Source organism: Brasilonema sp. UFV-L1 (genome assembly GCF_012912105.1).
Classification (GTDB): domain Bacteria; phylum Cyanobacteriota; class Cyanobacteriia; order Cyanobacteriales; family Nostocaceae; genus Brasilonema.
The window spans coordinates 41,503-48,225 of the sequence record NZ_QMEA01000037.1; the positions used below are offsets into that span (position 1 = coordinate 41,503).

A 6,723-nucleotide genomic window follows, 5' to 3' on the forward strand; every position below is an offset into this window, starting at 1 on the left:
TTTATGTGAGTCTAAACAGATAAAAATCAACGTTCTCAAGTAATAACTAGGAGATATAAAATGTCTAAAGAAGCTATTGAACAAATGTTCCAAGCTGCTAGCCAAGATGTAACTTTGCAACAGCAACTAGAAAATGCCCCTGGATATGCAGAAGCTGTTAAAATCGGTGCCGATCATGGTTATCAATTTACTGAAGAGGAAGCAAAAGCTTTTCTCACCGAACGTGGCATATTAGAAGGGTCAGAAGGAGAATTATCAGACAACGCCCTAGAAGCTGTTGCTGGTGGATTGTTTGACGGCTGGAGAATTGGTGTCAGAATTGGTTGGTAATTTCTGCTATTCTACAGCTATCGGAAAACTCCAAAGAATAAAAACAACGACTTGAAGTTGTTGAGTGTTGAGTGTTGAGTGTTGAATGTTGACTGTTAGCAGTCAACATTCAATGGTCAGCAGATTTTTCTGGAGGATGATAAAAATGTCAAAAGAATCTGTCGAGCAATTCATGCAAGCTGCAGGTCTTGATGCGGCTTTGCAAAAAAAACTAGAAGCCGCAGAAGGGTTTGCAGAAGTTGTTGAAATTGGAGCCGAGAAAGGCTATCAGTTTACCGAGGAAGAAGTGCAAGCTTTTTTATCCGAACGTGGTATTACTCTTGAAGAGAGTCAAGAGGGGGAACTATCAGAAGCAGCTCTTGATGCTGTCGCTGGTGGATGGTTTGAGAATTTGAGAATTAGGTTAGGTAATGACGCGCCAATTACAATTCGTCAGTGGTAGCAAGATATTTTTTCTGTATTTAAGATTAGGAGATTTAAAATGTCAATAGAAGCTGTTGATAGCCTAATACAAGCTGCTGGAAAAGATGTAGCTTTGCAACAAAAGCTAGAAGCCGCACAAGGATTTGCAGAAGTTGTTCAAATTGGAACCGAAAAAGGCTATCAGTTTACTGAGGAAGAAGTACAAGCGTTTTTAAGAGAAAGTGGTATTACTCTCGAAGGGATTCAACAAGAAGAACTATCTGAGGAAGCGTTGGATGCTGTCGCTGGGGGGTCTATTTGGGACGGAAAATGGACGGATAACGTGAGAATTAACATTCGGGGCTGGTAGTTCTGTTCAATATTATGCTTCGCTGCTGTGAAAATCATTGAGGTAATTTTACGATGTCGAAAGAAGCGATCTCACAAATGATGCAATCTGCTAGTGAAAATCCTACTTTGCAACATCAACTAGAACAAGCTGGCGGATTAGCAGAAGTGGTGAAAATTGGAGCCGAAAAAGGCTATCAGTTTACTGAGGAAGAAGTGCAAGCTTTTCTATCCGAACGCGGCGTTAATTTTGAAGATAGCACAGAGGGAGAACTATCGGAGGAAACCCTGGAAACTGTCGCTGGTGGTTTTATTGTCGGGTGGGCGCTCAGGTTTAGAGATTGGTAACACCTTGCTGATTATGGATGTACTTCTAGCTTGGCAGGAACTCCTCAGTTCAGAAAATGTTTTAACCGACGAAAAAACTATATCTGCTGTGCAAACAGCAACATTTGCAACCACACAGCGAGTGCTGGCGGTGATTCGGCCAGGCGATCGCGCAGAGGTGCAAGAATGTATCAAAATTGCTAATCAATACCAAACACCGATTTATCCCATTAGCCGTGGTAAAAATTGGGGCTTGGGTTCGCGAGTTCCGGTTAAAGATAACTGTGTAGTGATGGATTTAAGCAGGCTTGATCGCATTGTCGATTATCATGAAAAACTTGCTTATATAACTGTTGAGCCAGGAGTTACTTTTCAACAAGTCTTTGAATACTTGCGTGATATTCAGTCCAACTTATTTCTTTCGGTGATTGGTGGTCCTCCTGAAGGGAGTGTGATTGCAAATACGCTAGAAAGAGGTGATGGTATTGGACCATTAGGCGATCGCATCAATTATGTTTGTGGATTTGAGGTAGTTCTACCGACGGGAGAATTAATTCACACTGGATTTGGAAGGTTTGCTAATGCCAAAACTACGCCTGTGAGTCGTTGGGGTGTGGGGCCTTCTGTAGATGGGATATTCGCCCAATCTAACTTGGGAATAGTCACACAAATGACCGTTTGGTTAACGCCTATCCCCAAATATTATCTATCTTTTAATTGTATAGTTAAAGATCATTCTCGTCTGCAACAACTCATAGATATTATTCAGCAATTAATTCTACAAGGCACAATTAAGGAGAACTGTTTTAATTTTTGGAATTGCTACAAATTTTTAGCCAAAGAAGGGCGATATCCGTGGCAACTTTTAGGGGGAAAAACGCCCTTTTCGCTTCAAGAACTAAAAGGTACTGAACCTTGGTTCGGAACTGGAGATTTATATTGCGCCAGTCAAGAACAAGGATTAGCAGAACGGAAGATAATTGAGGAGGCATTAGCCGGACGAGTAGAACAACTCATTTTTAGTGATCAAGAAGATAGCAGCAGCCCGTTAAAAGATGATATACGTCTTGGTATTCCTAGCAATATCAATATCAAAAGTACTTATTGGCGAAAGAAAATTAAAATTCCTAAAAATCTAGATCCTGATAGAGATGCTTGTGGCGTTCTGTGGCTTTGTCTGCTTTTTCCTTTTGATGGGCAACCAATTGTTGAATCATTAAGAACTATTGAATCGACAATTAAATCTTATCAATTTGAGCCAAACATTGCCATAAATTGTTCGACAAGTAGAAGTGTAAAAATGTTTATAGCGATTATGTATGATCGCCAGGTACTCGAAGCAGATAGCCGAGCAATGGCATGTCACGATCACCTGTTACAATTGTTTGTTCAAGAAGGATATATTCCTTATCGCTTAGGCATTCAATCGATGCATTCTTTACCAACAGCACAAGATGATTATGACCAGTTAATTAGAAATATTAAAAACCAATTAGACCCCAATAATATCCTTGCTCCTGGTCGATACGATTTTAGTAGGGATAAATGAATTGGTTGAGGTATAGGTGGGGTTCCCTGTCCAAAACGATGCAAACCCTCCGTTTTTCTTGCTAGAGGGGATTTTATTATCTTTGCGATCAGCCGGAGACTTGACGCCCTTGCGTATCGCCTTCTCAAATAACTAGCAACTTGGGTTACTACCCAAACGCTGGCTGGTTGAGAGAACTTTTGGTTGGTTCAATTGGTGCCGTAGGTTGAGTAAGGACTATGAAATTTTACCTCAAACATCAGAAGCTTTTATTTACGTAGCGATGATTCGTTTGATGTTGAAGCAACTTGCGTAATTAAAGTTACCTATCTAAAACTTTTCAGACATCCTCTAAAGTTTTTTGTACTTTTTTCAAGCCGTCGAACTCAGGTTAAGATAGATGCCAAACCCTTGAAATACCCTATCCTGTTAGTTCGGTTATGAAAGTTCGTAGACGTATCGTCCTTCAAATGGGTGCAGGTGCAGTTGTTGCATCTGCAATTCATGGCTGCAATCAAAAAACGTCAAACCAACTAGTTACAAAGTCATCATCTTCAACAGAAAAAACAGAAATTGCTCCCAAAATTATTATTGGTTACTGGCCTGTATCAGCAAGTTTATCGTTCTATTTAGCTCTGGAAAAGGGATATTTTAAACAAGCCGGATTAAATGTAGACGCCAACAAATTCCCTGGAGCACAGCAGGTTGTTGAAGGGCTAATTGCTGGACGAGTTCAAGGTTCAGCGGCTATTGGATCGAGTAATCTAGCTCTGGGGGAAATTTTACAACCTGGTTTATTTAAAATCATTGCATCCAATCCCAGCAATATTCAGAACGTGGTGGATGAGATTATTGTGGCTAACAATAGTCCCATTAAAACAATTGACGACTTAAGAGGAAAAAAATTCGCTACAGGTCCTGGTCCTCAAAATCAAGCGTTAGCCAAAGGAATTTTAGAAAAAATCGGTATCGATAATCCTCAAGTTATTCAATTGGAAACAAAGCAACACATTCCAGCGATTACCTCAGGTCAAATTGATGCTGCGTTTACCTTAGAGCCTACCGGAGCGATTGGTCAACTTAAAGGAGTTACAAGGATACTCGAAACAGGGGTTATTGCCAAATACATTCTGGGAAACTCCAGTGTTCCTTGGTTTGGTGGTTCATCGACCCTGAGTACTCAATTCATTCAACAAAATCCTGAAGCCACGAAGAAATATATACAAGTTTATCGCCGCGCTATTCAAGACATTCGTAACAATCCAAATGAAGCGCGCAAATACTTGGCTGGTTACACTCCCATTGAAGGAGAATTAGCTAAAGCCGTTCCCATACCCGCCTTCAAAATGTATGATGAATTTACAGATTCAGACTTGAAATACTTCCAAAAATTCTTCGATTATATGTATGAAAAACAAGTCTTTTCTAAAAAAGTAGACGTAACCTCTTTAATCTATAAGGATGCCTAATGAAATGCTTGAATTCAACTCAAAGGCGAATTCTATTGATACAGAGGCAATTATCAGTATCAAAGGCTTGTGTAAGTCTTTTGCAGACCAGGTGCTGTATGAAAATTTTAATTTAGATTTACCCAAGGGATATTTCATCTCCATCTTTGGTCCCAACGGGTGTGGTAAATCCACTCTAATTAATATGATGAGTGGATTAGTGCCATTTGACAAAGGGCAGATATTAATTAATGATAAACCGATTCGTCGGGCGCGAATTGGTTATGTATTTCAGAATTATCGAGACTCACTATTTCCTTGGTTAAGTGCATTTGATAATATTGCTTATCCTCTCAAAGTAAAAGGGATATCGGAACGGGAGAGTAAACAGCGAGTTGAAAAATTAATTAGCGCTTTTGATATTAAATTAGATTTGAAACGCTATCCCTACAGTTTTTCAGGTGGACAACAACAACTAATATCAATTTTACGGGCACTAGTCGCTGAACCAGAGGTTTTGTTTCTCGATGAACCGTTCTCTGCACTGGACTTTGAAACAACTCTCTACGTTCGGGAAAAGTTACAAGAAATTTTTATGGAATCCTCACTCACAATGGTGATGGTGGTTCATAATCTAGAAGAAGCAGTCTATCTGGCAGATATGATTCTGCTATTAAGTAAACGCCCTACCTCTTTGATTGAGATGGTTCATTATAATGCTCCACGTCCGCGATCGCTAGAAATTCTATCTGAGCCAGACTTTATTCGTGTTAGCAGCCATTGTCTAAACGTGTTTCGCGAACAGATGCGCAAATGATATGTATGAAGAGGGAGAGAATGGGAGATAGGTAATCTTACGGCATGCAGGGAGTAACAAGCTGGCTATGGCAACCCAGTCTCTACGAAACCAACAAAATAAAACAGCTAAATCCTTAGTCTTCAAGAATATCGGTAACAAATTGCTGCCTCTGATTGGTGTTTTGTTGCTGTTTGTGATGTGGTGGTTAGTGGCTAAGTCGGGATGGATTAATCCGGTTTTGCTACCCACTCCGATTGATACTTTGGGTGAACTGTTTAAGGCAACGTTTAGTGGCACTCTGATGCAAGATTTCATCGCCACTGTGATGCGAACCTTCCAAGCGTTTCTCATTGCGGCTATCATAGGCGTTCCTTTAGGGATAGCGTTGGGAAGTTCAGAACCTGTCTATCGCAGCTTTGAGTTTTTGATTGACTTTTTTCGTTCCACGCCTGCGAGTGCTTTGATTCCGATGTTCATCCTTTTTTTCGGAATCGGTGAATTTAATAAAGTTGCGATCGCAGCGTTTAGTGCTCTACTCATTATCGTGTTCAACAGCGCCTATGGCGTTATCCACACTACAAAGAACAGGATTTTAGCTGCGAAGGTGATGGGTGCTAATCGATTTAAGATTTTTAAAGATGTCTTGTTTTGGGAAAGTCTGCCTCAGACGTTTATTGGATTACGCAGCGCAATCAGTCTCGCCCTCGTGATTGTGATTGTGGCAGAAATGTTTATTGGTACTGAAACCGGACTGGGTAAGCGTATCATTGATGCTCAACAAGTCCTGAATGTCAAGGATATGTATGCTTCTATTTTGATTACTGGCATTCTGGGGTATGCCCTAAATGCACTGTTCTTGCTAATTGAGAAACGATTTATTCATTGGAGTGGTAGGTAAGAAGTCAGGGGAAGCAATGCGATTTTGTGGGATGAACCCAAAACGAGAGCGATCATCGAAGATTTTCCTCAGTACAAAAATATATTTCTAACAGAAAGTAGAGTATTAATAGGCGATCGCCTCAAGAGTTCCGGTGGAAATTAGCCAATAGCCCCCAACTTACTGGGGGCGTAAATTATTGAATGCGGCAAACAGATAACGAGCTATTGTACCAAAATCGAGCGTATCAAAATGCTCATAACCTCACCTGTATTACCAGTTGGTACAAGGGGACTCCAATCACCAATTGAAGCGTATTTGAGTTGATGCAGAACGCGAATTGTGCTCTTTACAGCTTTCGGAGAACCAATGAGTGTGTGTTTAATGAGTTCTCTTTGTGCGGATGCTTGAGAGTTCGTTTGATTGGGGGTGGGTGTATTTGCGTTGTCAGCACTGGACAAAAAACCTTGAGTTATCGATTGTAAAGAATAATTTCCACCATCTTTTAGCACCACCGCGCTTGCTTGACTTTGCACGTATTGTTCTAACTGCAATTGAGTCATTAGTTGCTCGTCATATGCGATACGCTCGCTGTCTTGCCTCTGGCTTATCGCCAATTGACTAGAAAGCCAGATAATGGAATAAATTAGTTTATAGTGGAACA

9 protein-coding genes and 1 pseudogene are annotated in these 6,723 nt (G+C 40.5%); 9 read left to right on the top strand and 1 reads right to left on the bottom strand.

Annotated elements, in window-relative coordinates:
• The first annotated feature begins 60 nt into the window (after positions 1 to 60).
• From DP117_RS13055 to DP117_RS13095, 9 genes and pseudogenes are all read left to right on the top strand, one after another.
• Positions 61 to 330: a Nif11-like leader peptide family natural product precursor gene (locus tag DP117_RS13055; protein ID WP_169218732.1), complete on the top strand. Its 270-nt coding sequence runs from the start codon at positions 61 to 63 to the stop codon at positions 328 to 330.
• Between the two features lie 145 nt (positions 331 to 475).
• The gene (locus DP117_RS13060; RefSeq protein WP_169218733.1) at positions 476 to 772 is read left to right on the top strand and encodes a Nif11-like leader peptide family natural product precursor; all 297 of its coding nucleotides are present in this window, start codon (positions 476 to 478) and stop codon (positions 770 to 772) included.
• 39 nt (positions 773 to 811) lie between these two features.
• Complete coding sequence (locus DP117_RS13065; RefSeq protein ID WP_169218734.1) at positions 812 to 1,102, top strand: Nif11-like leader peptide family natural product precursor; 291 nt, start codon at positions 812 to 814, stop codon at positions 1,100 to 1,102.
• Positions 1,103 to 1,155: 53 nt separating this feature from the next.
• On the top strand, positions 1,156 to 1,428 hold the full coding sequence (locus DP117_RS13070) for a Nif11-like leader peptide family natural product precursor (RefSeq protein WP_169218735.1): 273 nt from the start codon (positions 1,156 to 1,158) through the stop codon (positions 1,426 to 1,428).
• Positions 1,385 to 2,956, top strand: a complete 1,572-nt coding sequence (locus tag DP117_RS13075) for an FAD-binding oxidoreductase (RefSeq protein ID WP_169218736.1) — start codon at positions 1,385 to 1,387, stop codon at positions 2,954 to 2,956. The genes DP117_RS13070 and DP117_RS13075 overlap by 44 nt, the downstream gene beginning before the upstream one ends.
• Before the next feature lie 145 nt (positions 2,957 to 3,101).
• Positions 3,102 to 3,251, top strand: a pseudogene (locus tag DP117_RS13080) (transposase); the annotation flags it as partial.
• Positions 3,252 to 3,375: 124 nt separating this feature from the next.
• A complete protein-coding gene (locus DP117_RS13085) occupies positions 3,376 to 4,404 on the top strand; it encodes an ABC transporter substrate-binding protein (RefSeq protein ID WP_169218737.1) in 1,029 nt (342 codons plus the stop codon).
• A 4-nt stretch (positions 4,405 to 4,408) separates the two neighbouring features.
• Positions 4,409 to 5,200, top strand: coding sequence for an ABC transporter ATP-binding protein (locus tag DP117_RS13090; protein ID WP_169218738.1), 792 nt, complete (start codon positions 4,409 to 4,411; stop codon positions 5,198 to 5,200).
• Positions 5,201 to 5,267: 67 nt separating this feature from the next.
• Positions 5,268 to 6,080 carry an ABC transporter permease gene (locus DP117_RS13095; RefSeq protein WP_211176080.1) on the top strand — a complete coding sequence of 271 codons (813 nt, stop codon included), beginning with the start codon at positions 5,268 to 5,270 and terminating at the stop codon, positions 6,078 to 6,080.
• Between the two features lie 203 nt (positions 6,081 to 6,283).
• On the opposite strand, the gene DP117_RS13100 is transcribed toward DP117_RS13095, so the two are convergent.
• On the bottom strand, positions 6,284 to 6,520 hold the full coding sequence (locus tag DP117_RS13100; protein WP_211176082.1) for a hypothetical protein: 237 nt from the start codon (positions 6,518 to 6,520) through the stop codon (positions 6,284 to 6,286).
• Positions 6,521 to 6,723: the final 203 nt, after the last annotated feature.